The organism is Streptomyces sp. NRRL S-1813 (assembly GCF_000719605.1).
GTDB lineage: Bacteria > Actinomycetota > Actinomycetes > Streptomycetales > Streptomycetaceae > Streptomyces > Streptomyces decoyicus.
Genome location: NZ_JOHB01000020.1, coordinates 15,833 through 32,214 on the forward strand (window position 1 = coordinate 15,833; position 16,382 = coordinate 32,214).

Consider the following 16,382-nt stretch of genomic DNA (forward strand, 5'->3'; position numbering starts at 1 on the left):
TTGACACGGCTCGATGTAAAGCTTACTTTCCATCCATGCGGAATGAGGTTCGCCGGCTGCGCGGCGCTCAGGGACTCTCCCAGCAAGCATTGGGTGCGGCACTAGGCGTTTCCCGGCAGACAGTGAACGCCATTGAGCAGGACCGCTACGACCCGTCGCTACCGCTGGCCATACGAATTGCCCGACACTTCGGGCTCACCGTTGAGGAGATCTTCCATGCCGAGGACGCATAGCACCTCTCGCGCGGCGTCCCGGTGGGCCGTCCTCGCGCTGACCGTGGCCGCGGGTGCAGTGATGGCGGTGATCATGGCGGTGCGTGGCGAGATTGCCATGGCTGTCGCATTGCCAGTGATCATCATCGGGTACGGATTGACCGTCAGCTTGTCCGCAGGGCGCAGCGATGTCGCCGCGCAGCTCAGCGGGTACGAGGAGGACGAACGGCGCCGCATGGTCAATATGCGGGCTGGGGCGATGACCGGGAATGTGCTGATGCTCGCGCTCGTGTGCGGCACCTTCTACGAGTTGGTCCGCGGTGAACTCAGTGGCCCGTTCACGTGGCTGAGTGCAGTGGGCGGCATTACGTACGCTGCTTCCTCAGCGGCGTACATCCGGGCCGGGCACAAGTCGACCCCTGGTCAGGGTGAATGAATCCGTCTTGCTGAGCTGTAGGGGGTGTCGCCTGTGCACTCTCGCCGCTCCGGGGTGGGCGGGGTAGACGCTGTCGGCCGCCAACCGCCTTTCAACCCTGCGCATTTACGACCCTGCACAAAAAGGTGGCGCAGACCACGAAAAGCGGATCTTGCGATGTGAGACACCCCTGGCTTGCAGGGTCAGGAGTTGGCTCGCCTTGTACTGGCCGGGCTGAGCGGTCGGGAGAGTTGGGGCACGTGGAGGGCACGCCGCCCCGCAAAAGGTCTAGGCAATCAGCAACCCCCAGATCACTGACCTGGGGGTTCGCTATGGAGCGGGTGACGGGAATCGAACCCGCGCTCTGAGCTTGGGAATCACTGGCGTTGTGGCTCCCCTGACATCTCTCACCTGCGTAAACGCCCTGTTCGGACCGATGGCGGAGCAGCGCGGTCGGACCATCATTGACCGTGGTTCACCGCTCCTGTGGGCACGATTAGGGCACGGCTGGGAGCTGGGTGCGGAAAGGGGCCGGAGACGGGTGAGTGCGGTCTCACGTCACGGGATACGTGTTTGTTTGCTTTGCGGGTACGAATCATCGGCCAGGCCCGGGTGCGCAGCGCAAGCCGTGGCCTCCGTCGCAGTGGCGGGATGTGAACTCACGGCCCTTCCTGCCGAATGACGCAGAGGTCGGTCACACCCCATCAACCCGTGGGTGGAGGCGCTTATCAACCCGCTGCTGAACCCAGGGGCCGACGATTGGCGGCTGTGGTCGAAGCAGTCTTGGCGCCGTGAACATCACCGATTACTGCGTCAACGGGATCCTCGTCCTACTCGTCGTGCGCCAGGTGCGTGGTAGCCGCCTGGATCTGATCAACCTGGTGCTCCCGGTCGTGCTGGTCGGCGCCACTGCTGTGTACTACCTGCGGTCGGTGCCGACGGTCGGCAACGACCTCGTCCTTGAACTGGTCCTGGCCGGCTCGGGAGCCGCTCTCGGAGCGCTCTGCGGGCTCACCACGCACCTTCGCCGCAAGGCCGACGGCGTCCACGCCAAGGCGGGCTTCGTTGCCGCAGCTCTGTGGGTCTTCGGCATGACGTTCCGGATGGGCTTCGCCTTCGCTGACGACCACGGCGCCGGCGACGCCATCGCCAACTTCAGCCGTCACCATCAGATCTCATCGGCCCAGGCGTGGATTGCGGCCTTCGTCATGATGGCGCTGGCCCAGGCGGTGACCCGGCTGGTGGTGATTCGCTACCGCGCCTACCGGTTGACCTCCTCCGCAGCCCGCGGCTTGGCGGCGGCGTGAACAGCGTGTACCAGCGGCCGGGCCCGGTTTTCCCGGGGCCGGCCGCTCCTATGCTGTCCGGCATGAGCTCAACGCCGCCCGGCGGTTGTCAGGGGGACAGTCCGAGAGTGGCGGAGGCCCGGTCGCGTGCGGCCGAGCGTGCCGCGCGTCAGGCCGCGCGGATGCACTTGGCGCTGTGGGGGGTCATGGTCCTGACTACCGCCTCGGTTCTGCAGAGTCGGCCGCACCCGGGTGTGGCCGGTGAAGGTCTCGTCATCAGCCTGGCGCTGGCCGGGTGCCTGCTGTCACTGGCTCTCGCGGCCTTGGCCCGGGGCACGGGGAAGTCAGAGGCGGCCACCGCTGCGATACCGCTGATCCTGGGCGCCGGCGGAAACGTGCTGGCGTTGCTCCAGACGACCTCGATGATGATGGTCCCCGTCGCCACCGCTGTGGCGATGCTCTTTGCGCGCCTGCGTCCGCGTCTGGCCGTCCTGCTGGCCGCACCGCTGACCGTGGCGAACGCGGTCATCACCGCCTACGTCAGCCCAGCACGCAACGCGGTCCAGAATGCCGGGGCCAGTGCGTTGCTGTGCGTGGTACTCGGTGTCGCCTACGTCTTCGCTCGCCAGGCACGGCTGCGACATGACCACGCCGAACTGCTGCTCGCCGAGCTGGAGGACTCGCGGGAGGCACAGGCACGTGCTGCCGCCGTCGCTGAACGCACCCGCATCGCCCGGGAACTGCATGACATCCTGGCGCAGTCCCTGTCGGCGCTTTCCGTGCAACTGGAGGGCGCCCGCAAGCTCGCCGAGCGCGGCACAGTCGACCCGGCTCTGCACCAGCTGATCGTACGCAGCGGCGAACTGACCCGGGAGGGTCTGGCCGACGCGCGGCGGGCCGTTGCCGCCTTGCACGGGGACGAAGTGCCCATGGTCGACCAGCTCACCACCCTGGTCGGTCGGTGCCGCCGCGACCTCGCGCTGTCGATCACGCTGTCGGTGGCCGGGCAACCGAGAACGCTGACGCCGGAGGCGAACCTCGCGCTCTATCGGGGCACTCAGGAGGCGCTCACCAACGCCGCCCGATACGCTGCCGGTTCGCCCACCACCGTGGTGCTGCGCTACACACCACAGGCCACCACCCTGACCATCTCGGACCATGGCCGCGCAGTGGGAGCGGACCACAACGGCACCGAAGCCGGCGTTCCCGTGCCGCCCGTCGAAGCGTGGACGGGCGGCGGAAACGGATTGCGGGGCATGCGGGAGCGCATCGAACGGGTTGGCGGCCGCATCCATGCCGGACCCGCCGAGCAGGGCTGGACCGTGGAGATGGAGATACCGGCGTGAGCGATTCCCTGGCACCCATCAGGGTGCTGGTCGTTGATGACCAGCGGGTGACCCGCGAGGGCCTGATGTTGCTCGTCGGCCTGAATGTGGGCATGGAGGTCGTGGGTGGTGCGGCCGACGGCGCCGAGGCGGTGGAGATGGCCCTCGAACACCGCCCGAATGTCGTGCTGATGGACCTGGCGATGCCTGGCACGGACGGCCTCGCCGCAACCCGGACGTTGCGCGAAGAAGCCCCGGGGATCGCTGTGCTGGTGCTGACGACCTACGCGGACGACGCGTCGGTCTTTCCCGCACTGCGAGCGGGTGCGAAGGGATATCTCACCAAGGACGCGGGTGCGGACGAGATCGAACGGGCGATCCGTGCCGTGCACGAGGGCCTGACATGGATGGATCCGGTGGTGCAGGAACGTCTGGTCGCGACCGTCACATCAGGCCTGCTGCCACAGTCCGCGACAGTTCCGGACTGGGAGGCGTCGGCTTCCCCGACCGCAACTCCCGAACCGGCTCAGCCCAGGCGGGACGTGCCGGCCCCACTGCCGGAGCCGTTGACCCTCCGTGAGGTAGAGGTGCTGGCACTGATCGCGCAGGGCCTGTCCAACGCCGAGATCGGCGAACGCCTCTACCTCGGCCGCGCCACGGTCAAGACGCACATCAACCGCATCTTCGCGAAGACCGGCGTACGCGATCGCGCCCAGGCCGTCCGCTACGCCTACCGCACCGGACTAGCGGACTGAGCGCTGCACTTGGCTCACCCATTGCGGGGCCCCTCCGCCGGGGACGATCTCGTCGTCGAAGTCCCATTCCATTCCGGCTGCGGTGTTGAACGGCTTCGCGAGTTGGGAGCATGCGGTGTGTACGCTGCCCCGCAACAGGTTCGGACAACAACAAACCCCAGGTCACGTGACCTGGGGTTTCTCTCTGGAGCGGGTGACGGGAATCGAACCCGCGCTCTGAGCTTGGGAATCAACGGCGTCTGAGGTCACCATTGAGGGTCTGACCTGCGTGAACGCGGACTTTGAGGCTGGGCCGGGAGTGCCGAGGGTACCCGCCTTGACCGTGATTGACCGCCCGTTGGGGCACGCGGAGGGTACAGCCTCGTCAGGAGGTTGCCGATTGCCGCCAGGTTCTCCTCGCGGAGAGGAAGAGGCGACTGCGAGCATGGGCGCGGAGCAACAATTTCGGGCAGCAAAGGGCTCCGGCATGGTGATGCCGGGGCCCTCCACTTCGGGGGGCAGAAGCTGTGCGGCCGCCGGCCGCGTGAACGGCCGGGGGAGGGTTTCGGTCGTTCCGTCACCGGCCGTGCAGTCGGGTCAGGACGTGTACAGCGACTGCACCCTGACCACGTCGCCGTCACCGTTGAAGGTGAGGTCGAAGCCGACGAGGTGATTCTCCTTGTCCAACTTGTTCACCTGCTTGGCGAATTCGGCCTGGCTGATCTGCTTCGGGGCGGGTTGGCCGGTGAGCGGCGCCGACGCCAGCACCCGCGCGTTCTTCGCCAGGGACACCGTGTGGAACGCGCCCTTCGTCGGTATGACGTCCCAGCCTTCGGTCGGGCCGGTGACGGGCTTCTTCAGGGCGGGGCGGACCATCAGGTACGTCTGACCGCCGGTGACCCCGGCGCTGTGGATCTGCACGAACTGCTTGGAGTTGGCCCAGTGGCGCTTGTCGGCCTGTCCGGGCGCGCGTCGCTGCTCGCCGGACTTCGACGTGCTGGTCAAGCCGCTCGGCTTGCTGTTGTCGGACCCACTCATCGGCTTGCTGCCGTCGCTCGCCTGGACGCCGGCAACGGCCCCGGCGGGTTTCACGGCGTCGTCCTTGCTGCCGCAGGCGGTCAGGGAAAGGGCGGCGAGGGCGACAGCAACGGCGCTCGCGGCGATGCGGTGGTGCGAGTGGAACATGGTGGTACCCCATCGATCGGGTGTGGTCGGTGTACATGGGCTCTACGCGTGCGGCCGTCCCGCGGGTTACACCGGGAATGTCATGAGCGCGTAACGCCCCGATCCGGTCGTTGCCCGACCTCCCGCAGGGACGCGACCTGGTGCCTGGTGTCGTAGTCGATCCAGAACGTCCACTTCGGCCGCGAGCGAAGCTCCCCGACCAACTGCCCCAGCCTCATATCGGTGGCGCGATTCCCGGACAGCTCATGAGCCTCGACCGGCGTCCATGCCGGCAGGGTCAGCGTGTGGACCGTGCCGGTGTCGACCGCCAGGGCCTCGCCGTCGGCGGGTGCCGTGAGCCCATGGGCCCGCGCGTATGCCGACGCCGCATCCCCACGGAGCTCACGCAACTGCTTGACCGTGATCCGCACTTTGCCGCCCTCGGTCACGGCCCCGTACACGTAGCCGAGTTCGCTCGCGTACTCCTCGCCGGGCACAGGAGTCGGGGTGGTGAAAGCAGACGCGGTCGGCGCGGGTGTGACCTCTGCGGGGTCCGGTGTCGAGGAGGAGGGCATCGACAACAGCCCGGCACCGCCCACGGCGAGGGCAACGGGCAGGAACGCCCCGCCCGCTGTCGCGGCGACACGCTTACGCCGACGGCGCTGGTCGCCGCGGGCCCGCACCCGCTCAGCAGGCGCCGCGACCACACGGCGGCGGCTCGACTCGGTGAGCTCGTGCAGGCGCCGGCCCCATTCGGTCTGGTCAGCCACGCTTCACCTCCGACAGCCCGTCCGAGCGGGGATCCAGCTCCGAGTCGGAGAGAAGCCGGGCCAGGGCCGCGCGTCCCCGACGGAGATGCACCTTGACCGTCCCGACCGGACAACCGGTCTCGGCCGCCACCTCACGCACCGGCAGATCACACAGATGATGCAGCACGATCGCCCGCCGCTGCGCATCCGGAATACTGCGCAACGCCTCCACCAACAGCACATGATCGGGGTCGGGCGGGGGCACATCGGCGGGTGGGCCCTGCCGGCGCACCAAGGTCAGCGCGGCACGCACCCGCCGCCACCGGCTCACCGCCAACCGCCAGGCCACCGTGCGCACCCATGCCTCGGGGGCGCCGCTCGCATCCAGTGCGGTCCGTCGCTCCCAGGCTCGGGCGAACGCCTCCTGCACCACGTCCTGGGACTCCGCGAGATCGCCGGTCATCGCGTACAACTGGCCCGTAAGCCGGCCAACGCTTCCGCTGTAGAACGCATCGAACTCCCGCTCATTCATGCCGTGCCCCGGCGGATCCACTCGGACAACGCCGCACGGACCCCACCCCTGAAGACGGCCGCAGACACCTCACACACTCCCGTCCCAGGCACGCCACGGGCGGACAAACTGTCATTGGGGGCCATCGCTCCACTTGGTACTCCTGCTGCGGCCGACGTACATCGCTGCTTACGCACACACCCACCCCGCCGGTTACAGGCGCACGATCACGAGTGCGTCACGCATGCCGGGCCGCTGTCCCGTCCTGCCCGGCGGGCTGTGGCCTGCGTGTGCCGGACGCCACCGACGGAGGCGGGCCTCCTGCGGCCGAACGGCCCGACCACGGTGGTGGGCTTCCCTCACGTGTCTTTCCAGGTCAGCTCCTACGGGAGGAGCCGTCACTTGTACTTTACCTTCCGGAAGGTAAAGTAGAGTCATGACGGGAAACGCAAAACGCCAGATTCTGGAGGGCGCGCTCGATCTTCTGCGTGCGGAAGGGGGCGGGGCGGTCACTCTGGCCACCGCGGCCAAGCAGGTCGGGCTGACCAAGCCGGGGCTGATGTACCACTTTCCGACGAAGGAAGCGCTGATGCTCGGCGTCGTCGACCATGTCGCCGCCCGGTGGGAGGAGCTCCTGCTCGACCGCCTGGGACAGCCGGTGGAGACGGCCTCGCCGCACCAGCGGATCCGCGCCTACGTCGAGGTGGCACTGGCCGCGCAGTTCGACCGCGCGGACTTCGCGATCTACGCCGACGCCCTGTACCGCGAAGCCCTCACCGCGGCTTGGGTGCGCCGTTTCGAGGGGTGGCTCGACCTGCCCGACGACTTGCCGGCGCCGGCCCGCGGCAGGCTCACGGCCGCACGCCTGCTGGCCGACGGCTATTGGATGGCCGCCGCAACCGACGTCTTCCCCGCCCTGGCACAAGACCGCGCACAGGTGATGGCGGTTGCCGAAGAACTCCTGAAAGACGAGACCGCCCCATGAGGAAATGGCTGCTGCTCCTCGCCGCGATCCTGCTCGAAGCCACTGCCACGATCTCCCTGCGAGCCGCCCTCGACCACGCGGCCTGGTTCGCCGTCGTGGCGATCGGCTACATAGGTTCGTTCGCCGCCCTGACCTTCGCCCTGCGCCTGGGAATGGGCCTCGGCGTCGCCTACGGCATCTGGGGCGCCTCCGGCGTCGCCCTCACCGCCGTCCTGGCGACGGTCATCTTCGGCGACCCGCTCACCGCAACCACGGGTCTGGGGATCGCCCTGGTCATCGGCGGCGCCCTGTGCGTCGAACTCGGCTCCCAGGCCGCGCCCGCCCGCAAGGAAGGAATGGCCTCATGACCTGGATCTTCCTGGCCGGCGCGATCCTTTCCGAGGTCGCCGCCACCCTGTCGCTGCGCATGGCCGCGCAGGCCGAGAACAAGCGGAAGTGGTTCGTCGGCCTGGGCGCCGGCTACCTGGCCGCCTTCGTCTTGCTCACGCTCGCCCTGGACGGCGGACTGGCCCTCGGCGTCGCCTACGGCATCTGGGCCGCCTCCGGCGTGGCCCTGACCGCGCTCGCCTCCCGCATCCTGTTCAAGGAGCCGCTCACCAAGGTCATGAGCCTCGGCATCGCCCTCATCGTCGCCGGCGTTCTGACCATCGAGCTCGGTGCCGCCCACTGACGCGACCGCTGGAGGGCCCCGCACGCACGCCCTCCAGTGCGACGCCATGACCCCAGCCGCCTACCGCCCCACGCACGACAGACCGGCTCCCGCGAGCAGTTCGGTGCGTCGCGCGGGCATCGCCGGAGGCACCGCATGACGACTCTGCTCGAACAGCGCTACCGCACCGCCCTGCGCCTGCTGCCCTCCTACTACCGCGCTGAGCGGGAGGAGGAGATGGTGGAGACCTATCTGCACGGGATCGACGAACAGGACCGGGACGAGATGCGTCTCGCCTGGGGCGAGGTGGCCGGCATCGCCGCCCTCGCCCTCCGCACCCGGATGGGCGCCGCCGGCGCCCCGGCCCGCTACGCCATCTTCGGCGCGACGGTGCGCCTCTTCGCGCTGCTGAGCGTGTTGCTGCATGCGGCCTCTGCACTGACCGAACGGGCCCTCTTCCTCACCTGGCTCAAAGGCGCCCCCGCGTCGGACCGGGAGCTGTCCCTCGGTGGCTTCACCGGCCATGGCGCCCTGCCCGGGCTGTACGGGGCGGCGTTGTGGCTGCTCCCGCTGGCCTGGACGGTGGCCTACATGGCGCTGCTGCGCGACCACAGGCACACCGCCTTCGTCTTCGCCCTCCTCGCGGCCCTTCCTGACCTGGCGTCAGCCCTGCATCACGTGGACGGCGGATGGGGCACCGTGTCGGTCGCCCTCTCACTCACGACTACGGCATTCGCCTGGCTGACCGTCCTCGCCCTGTGCTGCGGCTTCCACCGCGACGCCCCGCCCGCCAGGCTTCCACTGGCCTCACCCGGGCCGGCCCTGATGGGCACCTGCGTCCTCATGGGCGCGTCGATCGTGGTGTGGCCCGGGGTGGCGGACACTGGATGGGCCGGCGGTTCGGCATTCATCGCCGCGGCCGCCCTCTCTCTGGTCGCCCGGCGCCGGTCACCGAAGCACGTGGCAGATCCCGCACTGCCCCTCGCACTGGCCGCACTTGGCCTCGCCGTCCTCGTACAGCGGATCCTCATCCTCGCGTTCGCGCTCCAAGCCCAGGCCCCCGGCTCGCTCATCGCCGCCTCCACCGTGCAGTCGGCCATCATCGCCGCCCTGACGGCAGCCCTGACCGCCACCGGCACCCGCAGCCTGACCGCACAGGTCAGGGCCGCCTGAACCATGCGGTTCTGGCTGGTGAGTACCAGTCGGCGCGGCGGACGACCAGCACATCGAATTCGGTAAGGGCCCTCCACGGCTGTGGACGGCGGGGACAGCCAAGAGTTGGCCTACTCTGCCTTGCCCTCTACAGCCGGGCCTCTTTCGCCAGTACCGTTGCGTGCTCACGCGATGCGGATACGGGATCTCGGGGGCGTGCCCGATGGCGGGAAGCGAACTCACACTTGGCAAGACGATCGCCAAGGCGCGCAGGCGCAAGGGATGGCCGCAGCGGGACCTGGTTGCGATGATCGACCGGTCGGAGAGCTGGGTGTCTCAGGTCGAGCGGGATGTCATCCCGGTCAACGGCCTGGATGCACTGCGTCAGATTTTTCCGATGTCTTAGACATTTCCCTGTCCGCCCTCCTCGCTGCCGCGCCGTCCGGGTCAACGCCGGTATCGACTCGGCGTCGGCCCGCCTCGGCTAGGGCTGATCGCAATCTTGGTCCAGAGGAGGGGGACGACCCCGTGCGACGCCGCGAACTTCTGGCCGCTGCGGCGGTGCTCTAGCCCGAGCAGTGCTACCGGGCTCTGCTGGCGGCCGAACGTGCCGCACCACAGGAGATCCGGCGCGGGTCGGTCAAGAGCCTGGCCAGCGGTCTGCTCCGGCATGACCGGAGCCTCCCGGGCGTCCGGGCGTTCGCCACCCGCGCGGGCGTGCCCGTCAACTGACCCACCCGCAAAGGGACTACTACCTCGCAACCCGGTTGCGGATCTGTCTGTTGCTCCGGCGGTTGACTCGTACTCAGCCGCCAAGGGCCGTGTACAGCCGGCCTCTCCTCGCCCCTGGCGGCGGTGACGACCACCACCGTCTTCGAGGAGGCCTACGAAGGCGGGCACCCGACACCTTTGACACCAAGACCGACGCGGAAGTCTGGCTCTCGCAGATCGAGGCGGACCTCACACGCGGGGGACTGGCGAGACCCGGACGCCGGTGCCGTGAACTTCAAGACCTACGCGCTGAAGTGGGTCGGCGAGCGCGGGCTCTCCGCGACTACCGACGAGCTGTACAGACGTCTGCTGCGGCTGCACCTCCTCCCGCGCCTCGAGGCGGACGACCCGGACCGGATCACTGCGCCGCGTGTGCGTGACCGGGTGCGCAAGGCCGCGCCTGAGCTGACCACCGGCAGGCGTGCGGTGGGCGACACCAAGTCGGAGGCGGGCAAGCGGTACATCGTCTTGCCGGCCTTCCTCCACAAGGATCTGCGCCGCCATCTGGACTGGTACGCGGAGAAGGATCGGGACGGGTTGCTGTTCGTGGGGGAGAAGGGTGCTCCGTTCCGCCGTTCTTCCTTCGGGCGGAAGTGGCGCCGGGCCCGTACGAAGGTGGGGATGCCGGAGAACTTCCGCTTCTACGACCTGCGTCACACCGGGCACACGATGGCCACCCTGCCCGGCGCCACCCTCAAGGACACGATGGTGCGGGCGGGGCAGTCCTCCGAGAAGGCAGCGCTCATCTATCAACACTCGGACCGCGAGCGTCAGAAGGAGGTGGCGGGCGGCCTGGACAGGATGGTGCGAGCCGCGCGGCAGAAGGACTCTGACCAGCCCGATGAGGGGTCAGGTGGTGCGGAGGTGGTGCGTGGCGCCTGAATCGGTCTAGACAACACAGAGGCCCAGCTTGGGGGTTGCGCCCCTGAGCTGGGCCTGAGTCTGTGGAGCGGGTGACGGGAATCGAACCCGCGCTCTGAGCTTGGGAAGCTCATGTTCTACCATTAAACTACACCCGCGTCATCCCGCCTCTGAGCGAGGGCGGAACATCGTCGCACACTCTACCCCATCACCGCTTCGCGGTGCATTTGGCATGCCCGGGTGGGGTGTCGGGGGTGTCCGGCGGGGCCGTTGAGTGGGGTGTCGGGGGTGTGGGTTGCGGGTGATGTGCGGGGTGGGATGCGAGTGTGGGGCGCGGGAGTTGAGGCGTACGGTGGGCGTCGGAGTGCCGCTTGTGAGGGCGCCCAGTTCATCCCCTAATGTGGCTTTTGTTGTCCACGCAGTTGGGAGAGGGACTTGATGGAGCGCACCGTCGTACGTTGTGCCGAGGGCCACGTGTTCAGCACCGCTTCGTTCCCGATGCAGACCACCGACCGGCTCGGTCCCGGACGGCTGTTGCGCTGCCCGCGCTGTGCTCGGCTGCGGCACTCGGTGCCCGTCGAGCACTCGAAGCGGTAGCGATCAAGAGGCGTAGCGGCTCGCGGCAAGAGACGCGATAAGAGATGCAGTAAGAGACGTAGCGACAGGCAGTAGGAGCAAGGATTCTTCAGGGCCCGGCTTCCCCGGTGGGGGGCCGGGCCCTCGTCGTGCGGGGCGGGTGGTGCGGGCGCGTATCCTCATCTGCGTGCTTCTCTCAGACAAGGACATCCGGGCCGAGATCGATGCTGGTCGGGTGCGTATCGACCCCTACGAAGAGTCGATGGTGCAGCCGTCCAGCATCGACGTGCGGCTCGACCGCTATTTCCGGGTGTTCGAGAATCACCGCTACCCACACATCGACCCCGCCGTCGAGCAGCACGACCTCACCCGTGAGGTCGTGCCCGAGGGCGATGAGGCGTTCATCCTGCACCCGGGCGAGTTCGTGCTGGCCTCGACGTACGAGGTCATCACGTTGCCCGATGACCTTGCTTCCCGGCTCGAGGGCAAGAGCTCGCTGGGGCGGCTGGGGCTGCTGACGCATTCGACCGCCGGGTTCATCGACCCGGGGTTCAGCGGGCACGTGACGCTGGAGCTGAGCAATGTCGCCACGCTGCCGATCAAGCTGTGGCCGGGCATGAAGATCGGGCAGCTGTGTATGTTCCGGCTGACCTCGCCGGCCGAGCACCCGTACGGCAGTGAGAAGTACGGCTCCCGCTACCAGGGGCAGCGCGGTCCGACGCCGTCCCGGTCGTTCAGGAACTTTCACCGGACGCAGGTATGACGACGCAGGTATGACACAGCCGCTTCGGTGTGGGGGGCGCGCCCGACAGGGCGGGCGCGTGGCAGAGCGTGTGGACACAGAAGGTCTGAGAGAGATACGTGAGTGACGTGCGGGAGAACCTGACGTACGAGCGGTTCGGCGGGGCGGTCCGCGAGCTGGCGCAGACGATCGCCGATGACGGGTACGAGCCCGATGTCGTGCTGTCGATCGCCCGGGGCGGGGTCTTTGTCGCCGGCGGCCTGGCGTACGCGCTGGACTGCAAGAACATCCACCTGGTGAATGTGGAGTTCTACACCGGGGTGGGGACCACCCTGGAGATGCCGGTCATGCTGGCGCCGGTGCCGAATGCGATCGACTTCTCGGACAAGAAGGTGCTGATCGCCGATGACGTCGCCGACACCGGCAAGACGCTGAAGCTCGTGCACGACTTCTGCCAGGGGACCGTGGCGGAGGTCCGCAGCGCGGTGATCTATGAGAAGTCGCAGTCGCTGGTGAAGTGCGAGTACGTGTGGAAGCGCACGGACGAATGGATCAACTTCCCGTGGAGCGTCGAGCCGCCGGTCGTGCGGCGTGCGGGGCAGGTCCTCGACGCCTGAGGTGACGGGCGGACCACCGATCGCCGTCCCCGGTAAGGGAGTTGGCGGTCGGGTGGGTTTCCCTGCGCTGCTTTCGGCCAATCCCGTTCCGGGTGTTCCACCGTCTGCTACCTGCGAGTACAACCCGCGGTAACAGCAGACCGGAGGGGAGGCCCAATGGTGCGCGCGAGACGCGGGCGGTGGGCGTTACGTGGGCGGCGTACGGGATCAAGGTCGCGTACGGACGCAGGGCGGCGTACGGGAGCAGCAGCGCATACGGGATGCCGGGCGCGGGCCGGGCGGGGGCGGTGGCTCAGGGGCGGCGTGGTGACGTCGACCGTGGCGCTGGCCGTGGTGTTCTCCGTGGCGGCGGGTGGGGCGAGTGCCGCCACCGGGGCCGCGGCGGGCCGGGCGCCGGCCGGGGCCGTGTCCGCCACGCCGTTGCCGCCCGAGCTGGAGAAGATCCGGGCGCGGGAGGCGGCGAAGCTCTATGGGGATCCGGCCGAGCGATCCCTCGGGGAGCGGAAGACCTCGTTGATCTCGCTGGGGGACAGCGAGATCTCGGGGGAGGGTGTCGGGACGTATGAGCCGGGCACGGACGGGCCGGACAACTGGTGCCATCGGTCGCCGGACTCGGCGATCCACCGGACCGGTATCGCGGCGGATGTGACGTACAACGCCGCCTGCTCGGGTGCGTCCAGCGGCAACATCGTGATCGGCGGCAGCAAGCAGTACGCCGACGAGCTGGTACAGAGCGACAGTCTCGCCATCGCGGCCCGGAACACCCGGCTGAAGATGGTGCTCCTGGTGGCCGGCGCCAATGACGATCTCCAGTTCGGGCCGGTGATGACGGACTGTGTGGTGCGCTGGTTCACGCTCCAGGGCACCTGTGAGCCGAAGTACCAGCCGGGCTGGCAGGCGCGGGTCGACGGACTGGTGCCGAAGGTCGGGCGGACGCTCGGCGATCTGCGGACCGTGATGCGGGACGCGGGGTACGCGGACGGCGACTACCGGCTCGTGGTGATGTCGTATCCGAGCCCGATCGGGCCGGACGTGGAGGACAACCCGCACTACCCGGGGAAGCTGCTGGGCGGCTGCACGGGCTACACCTCCGATGCGGGCTGGGGGCGCAATGCCGCCGTGCCGGCCTTCGAGAAGGGCATGCGGAAGGCCGCGCAGGACGCGGGGGCGACCTATCTCGACGCGTCGCGGCTGTTCCACGGGCACGAGGTGTGCATGGAGGACACCTGGGCCCGCGGCCTCTACGTGAATCTCGCCAACCCCTTCCCGCCGGACTCGAATTCCGTGCGGCAGTCGTTCCACCCCAACGCCCGCGGGCACGGCGCCTTCGCCTCGTGTCTGACCCAGCTGTACGCCGCGGGGCTGCGCGAGGCGTCCTGCGCCGATCCGGCGAGCACCGGGCAGCCGAAGCTGTACGCGGGGGCCTGGGACGACGCGTACCGGCCGCTGAAGAACGCCGGTACGGGGAGTTGTGTGGATGCGACCGGCGGTGCCAGCCGTAACGGGACGGCGGTCGGCGGCTGGGACTGCAACGGCCAGCGCCACCAGGACTGGTGGTACGACGGCGGTCGGCGGTCGGTGCATGTGGGGCTGACCCAGGACCGGTGTCTGGACGTGCCGGGCGCGCGGTACCGGGCCGGTGCCGGGCTGGTGCTGTGGAACTGCTCGGGCACGGCCAACCAGCAGTTCGTCCGGGACGGCGGCGGCACGATCCGGCCCGCCGCCGCACCGTCGCTGTGCCTGACGCTGGGGGCGGCGAAGGAACCGCTGCGGTTGCAGGGGTGCGACGGGTCGGCGGGACAGCGGTTCGCCTAGGGCCCGTCCTTCGGATCACGCCGTGATCGCCACGCGGTGAGCCCGCCGTACGGCAAGCGGTCAGTCCGCCGTACGGCAAGGGGCCCGCTCCGGAGCCTGGTGCTCCGGGGCGGGCCCCTTGCGGTGGCCGGTCCGGCCTTACAGGGTGCCGAGCTTCAGCAGGGCGAGCAGCGCGACCAGCTGGATCGAGGCGGCGCCGAGTGCCTTGGGCCACGGCAGGTCGTGCGACTTGCTGACCATGGAGGTGAGCAGGTAGCCGGCGGCGAGCCAGGTCAGCCAGCCCAGGACCTGGACCAGGGTGCTGTCGCCGCCGAGGAACATCGCGAAGAGCAGCCGGGGCGCGTCCGAGATCGTCATGATCAGCATGGCCAGGCCGATGGTCGGCTGCCAGGCGCCGTCGCCGCCGAGCTGGCGGGCCAGGGTGTGGGTGACCGTGCCCAGGATCAGGCTGCCGATGATGAACATCACGGCGGTGATCGCGACCCACGGGATGCTGTTGGAGAGGGTGGCGTTGAGCACATCCTCGCGGGCCTTGTCGAAGCCGAAGACCGCGAGCAGGCCGTAGATGAAGGTGACGATCAGCGCCGGGGCCCAGACCGCGTGGTCGCGCATCTGCCAGAACGTGGCGTCGGGGCGCAGCACGATGCCGGACAGCAGCTGCTTCCAGTGCAGCCGGGGGCCGGCCGGCGGTGCGCTGGTCCGGCCGGCGCGGTAGGTGCCGCCGGACGCGTACTCACCGTCGGTGCCTTGGTCGTACTGGTCCTGGGGCGCACCGTAGGCGTCCGGAGTGTCGCCGACGCTGAACTGCTGCGTGTGGCCAGGGTTGTTGTCGTTCGAGTACGGCGCGTAGGACTGCTGCTGGGCTTGGTAGCCGCCGTCGCCGAAGTACTCGGGTTCGCCGTACTGCCCGTGCGGCTGTGTCTGCCCCTGCGGCCCGCCGTACTGCTGGGGGGCCTGCTGCGGCGCCTGCTGCCATTGCCCATGGGGTGGCGGGGGCTGCTGCCCGTACGGCCCTTGCTGCCCGTACGGAGCCTGCTGCCCCTGCTGTCCCTGCTGTCCGTTCTGCGCGGGGCGGGTATCCCGTCCGCGACCCATCCTGAATCCAGCCACGTACTCGAAAGTACCTGGTCCGTGCGGATCGGGTGGCGGAGCAGGCGGATCGGGGCGGGGTTTGCATCTGACCTGTGACATCCCTTAGGGGGTTCCCCGAGGGATCAGAGGCCCCGGGGCCGGGGTCCAGCGGAGGGTGAGCTCCGGGAGGTTCTCCATGTTGGCGCGGCCGTCGTGGATGGCCACCACCCGGAAGCCGTGGTGGGCGTAGAACGCCCGCGCGTCGGCGTTGAGTTGGAAGACATGCAGGGACAGGCCGTCGGGGCGGTGGCGCCGCGCCTCGGCGAGGAGGAGGGTGCCGATGCCGGCGCGCCGGACGTCCGGCCGGAGGTAGAGCTGGTCGAGCAGGTCGCCCTGTACGGCCGCGTAGCCGAGGAGCTCGGGACCCCGGGTGGCGACGAAGGTGTGGCACTGCGGCAGCACGATCTCCCGGATCCAGCGGGTGACCTCTTCGTGGGTACGGCGCTGGGGCGGCAGGTAGGGCATGGTGGCCTGCCGTGACGCCTGGTGGACGGCGGCGATCGCGGGGGCGTCGATGGGGAGGGCGAGCCGGATCGTGACGGGCGAGGTGGGCGGCGTCCCCGGCGGGGCGGGGCGTGCCATGGCGCCCGGACCGTCGGCCGTGTCCCTGCCCGTATCTGTGTCCATGGCGTCATGGTCGGCGCGCGATCGGCGCCGGGCAACTGTATTAGCCACGCACCACAATCC

General features: G+C 69.0%; 18 protein-coding genes, 1 tRNA gene and 1 pseudogene. 14 read left to right on the forward strand and 6 right to left on the reverse strand.

Translation table 11 applies throughout. From position 1 onward, the window contains the following. Positions 1-35: 35 nt before the first annotated feature. From IF67_RS41985 to IF67_RS0124750, 5 genes are all read left to right on the forward strand, one after another. Complete coding sequence (locus tag IF67_RS41985; RefSeq protein WP_030989166.1) at positions 36-233, forward strand: helix-turn-helix transcriptional regulator; 198 nt, start codon at positions 36-38, stop codon at positions 231-233. Positions 234-294: 61 nt separating this feature from the next. Next, positions 295-648, forward strand: a complete 354-nt coding sequence (locus tag IF67_RS0124735; RefSeq protein WP_158713161.1) for a hypothetical protein — start codon at positions 295-297, stop codon at positions 646-648. 770 nt (positions 649-1,418) lie between these two features. Continuing rightward, on the forward strand, positions 1,419-1,934 hold the full coding sequence (locus IF67_RS0124740) for a hypothetical protein (protein ID WP_030989170.1): 516 nt from the start codon (positions 1,419-1,421) through the stop codon (positions 1,932-1,934). 107 nt (positions 1,935-2,041) lie between these two features. Next, positions 2,042-3,259 (forward strand): sensor histidine kinase, encoded by a 1,218-nt coding sequence (locus IF67_RS0124745; protein WP_051818558.1) that lies wholly within the window; start codon positions 2,042-2,044, stop codon positions 3,257-3,259. After that, positions 3,256-3,993 carry a response regulator transcription factor gene (locus IF67_RS0124750; protein WP_030989173.1) on the forward strand — a complete coding sequence of 246 codons (738 nt, stop codon included), beginning with the start codon at positions 3,256-3,258 and terminating at the stop codon, positions 3,991-3,993. Before IF67_RS0124745 ends, IF67_RS0124750 begins: the two co-directional genes overlap by 4 nt. Before the next feature lie 576 nt (positions 3,994-4,569). Here IF67_RS0124750 and IF67_RS40445 read toward each other — a convergent pair. The 3 genes from IF67_RS40445 to IF67_RS0124765 form a co-directional block, all read right to left on the reverse strand. After that, positions 4,570-5,157, reverse strand: a complete 588-nt coding sequence (locus tag IF67_RS40445) for a hypothetical protein (RefSeq protein ID WP_051818560.1) — start codon at positions 5,155-5,157, stop codon at positions 4,570-4,572. Positions 5,158-5,237: 80 nt separating this feature from the next. After that, complete coding sequence (locus IF67_RS45195) at positions 5,238-5,906, reverse strand: hypothetical protein (protein ID WP_030989177.1); 669 nt, start codon at positions 5,904-5,906, stop codon at positions 5,238-5,240. After that, complete coding sequence (locus IF67_RS0124765) at positions 5,899-6,417, reverse strand: SigE family RNA polymerase sigma factor (protein ID WP_030989179.1); 519 nt, start codon at positions 6,415-6,417, stop codon at positions 5,899-5,901. The genes IF67_RS45195 and IF67_RS0124765 overlap by 8 nt, the downstream gene beginning before the upstream one ends. 415 nt (positions 6,418-6,832) lie before the next feature. Between IF67_RS0124765 and IF67_RS0124770 the strand changes: the two genes are divergently transcribed. From IF67_RS0124770 to IF67_RS39505, 6 genes and pseudogenes are all read left to right on the forward strand, one after another. Further along, complete coding sequence (locus IF67_RS0124770) at positions 6,833-7,381, forward strand: TetR/AcrR family transcriptional regulator (protein ID WP_030989180.1); 549 nt, start codon at positions 6,833-6,835, stop codon at positions 7,379-7,381. Then, on the forward strand, positions 7,378-7,728 hold the full coding sequence (locus tag IF67_RS0124775) for a DMT family transporter (protein WP_030989182.1): 351 nt from the start codon (positions 7,378-7,380) through the stop codon (positions 7,726-7,728). The genes IF67_RS0124770 and IF67_RS0124775 overlap by 4 nt, the downstream gene beginning before the upstream one ends. Further along, a complete protein-coding gene (locus tag IF67_RS0124780) occupies positions 7,725-8,051 on the forward strand; it encodes a DMT family transporter (protein ID WP_030989184.1) in 327 nt (108 codons plus the stop codon). The genes IF67_RS0124775 and IF67_RS0124780 overlap by 4 nt, the downstream gene beginning before the upstream one ends. Positions 8,052-8,186: 135 nt before the next feature. Beyond that, complete coding sequence (locus tag IF67_RS43870) at positions 8,187-9,203, forward strand: hypothetical protein (RefSeq protein WP_030989185.1); 1,017 nt, start codon at positions 8,187-8,189, stop codon at positions 9,201-9,203. Between the two features lie 202 nt (positions 9,204-9,405). Then, a complete protein-coding gene (locus IF67_RS0124790) occupies positions 9,406-9,588 on the forward strand; it encodes a helix-turn-helix domain-containing protein (RefSeq protein ID WP_030989187.1) in 183 nt (60 codons plus the stop codon). Between the two features lie 475 nt (positions 9,589-10,063). Then, positions 10,064-10,835 (forward strand): annotated as a pseudogene (locus IF67_RS39505) (hypothetical protein); the annotation flags it as partial. A gap of 63 nt (positions 10,836-10,898) precedes the next feature. Here IF67_RS39505 and IF67_RS0124800 read toward each other — a convergent pair. Continuing rightward, positions 10,899-10,972, reverse strand: a tRNA-Gly gene (locus IF67_RS0124800). 605 nt (positions 10,973-11,577) lie between these two features. Here IF67_RS0124800 and dcd point away from each other — a divergent pair. From dcd to IF67_RS0124820, 3 genes are all read left to right on the forward strand, one after another. Continuing rightward, on the forward strand, positions 11,578-12,153 hold the full coding sequence (gene dcd, locus IF67_RS0124810) for a dCTP deaminase (protein ID WP_030989188.1): 576 nt from the start codon (positions 11,578-11,580) through the stop codon (positions 12,151-12,153). A gap of 98 nt (positions 12,154-12,251) precedes the next feature. After that, positions 12,252-12,749: a phosphoribosyltransferase gene (locus IF67_RS0124815; protein ID WP_030989189.1), complete on the forward strand. Its 498-nt coding sequence runs from the start codon at positions 12,252-12,254 to the stop codon at positions 12,747-12,749. A 303-nt stretch (positions 12,750-13,052) separates the two neighbouring features. After that, the gene (locus IF67_RS0124820) at positions 13,053-14,564 is read left to right on the forward strand and encodes a ricin-type beta-trefoil lectin domain protein (RefSeq protein ID WP_030989190.1); all 1,512 of its coding nucleotides are present in this window, start codon (positions 13,053-13,055) and stop codon (positions 14,562-14,564) included. Between the two features lie 138 nt (positions 14,565-14,702). Here IF67_RS0124820 and IF67_RS0124825 read toward each other — a convergent pair whose 3' ends face one another. Then, positions 14,703-15,659, reverse strand: coding sequence for a Yip1 family protein (locus IF67_RS0124825; RefSeq protein WP_030989191.1), 957 nt, complete (start codon positions 15,657-15,659; stop codon positions 14,703-14,705). A 99-nt stretch (positions 15,660-15,758) separates the two neighbouring features. Continuing rightward, the gene (locus IF67_RS0124830) at positions 15,759-16,322 is read right to left on the reverse strand and encodes a GNAT family N-acetyltransferase (protein WP_030989192.1); all 564 of its coding nucleotides are present in this window, start codon (positions 16,320-16,322) and stop codon (positions 15,759-15,761) included. Between the last annotated feature and the right edge of the window lie 60 nt (positions 16,323-16,382).

Bases quoted from the DNA above. Each gene is read 5' to 3' on its own strand.
- IF67_RS0124775 (WP_030989182.1), top strand. From the start codon at position 7,378: ATGAGGAAATGGCTGCTGCTCCTCGCCGCGATCCTGCTCGAAGCCACT.
- IF67_RS0124735 (WP_158713161.1), top strand. From the start codon at position 295: ATGGCGGTGATCATGGCGGTGCGTGGCGAGATTGCCATGGCTGTCGCA.
- IF67_RS0124825 (WP_030989191.1), bottom strand. From the start codon at position 15,659: ATGGGTCGCGGACGGGATACCCGCCCCGCGCAGAACGGACAGCAGGGA.
- IF67_RS0124780 (WP_030989184.1), top strand. From the start codon at position 7,725: ATGACCTGGATCTTCCTGGCCGGCGCGATCCTTTCCGAGGTCGCCGCC.
- IF67_RS0124765 (WP_030989179.1), bottom strand. From the start codon at position 6,417: ATGAATGAGCGGGAGTTCGATGCGTTCTACAGCGGAAGCGTTGGCCGG.
- IF67_RS0124770 (WP_030989180.1), top strand. From the start codon at position 6,833: ATGACGGGAAACGCAAAACGCCAGATTCTGGAGGGCGCGCTCGATCTT.
- IF67_RS43870 (WP_030989185.1), top strand. From the start codon at position 8,187: ATGACGACTCTGCTCGAACAGCGCTACCGCACCGCCCTGCGCCTGCTG.
- IF67_RS0124830 (WP_030989192.1), bottom strand. From the start codon at position 16,322: ATGGACACAGATACGGGCAGGGACACGGCCGACGGTCCGGGCGCCATG.
- IF67_RS40445 (WP_051818560.1), bottom strand. From the start codon at position 5,157: ATGTTCCACTCGCACCACCGCATCGCCGCGAGCGCCGTTGCTGTCGCC.
- IF67_RS41985 (WP_030989166.1), top strand. From the start codon at position 36: ATGCGGAATGAGGTTCGCCGGCTGCGCGGCGCTCAGGGACTCTCCCAG.
- IF67_RS0124790 (WP_030989187.1), top strand. From the start codon at position 9,406: ATGGCGGGAAGCGAACTCACACTTGGCAAGACGATCGCCAAGGCGCGC.